1 tRNA gene is annotated in these 267 nt (G+C 38.2%); it reads right to left on the reverse strand.

Annotated features, from left to right (window positions below):
- Positions 1-191: 191 nt before the first annotated feature.
- Positions 192-264 (reverse strand) — tRNA-Ala (locus GPL15_RS25655).
- Between the last annotated feature and the right edge of the window lie 3 nt (positions 265-267).

Here is a 267-nt window from a genome sequence, read left to right on the forward strand (position 1 = left end):
GTTTGTTATGTTTCCATAACGAGTTGTTTGGAATCTATTATCTCTAATAAATTCACCTCGGATGTCTTGAATTGTTCCGTTATAATCTCTTATAACAAAACATTTCTTGATATATTTCAATATGTGGTTTTCAAGGTACATATCGTAAGCTTCCGCTTACGGGCGGTTTTTATAGATATACAAAAACCAAATGGAGATGGAGAGATTCGAACTCTTGACCCCCTGCTTGCAAGGCAGGTGCTCTCCCAACTGAGCTACACCCCCATA

This window comes from Clostridium sp. MCC353, assembly GCF_018785315.1.
Taxonomy (GTDB): Bacteria; Bacillota; Clostridia; order Lachnospirales; family Lachnospiraceae; genus CHH4-2.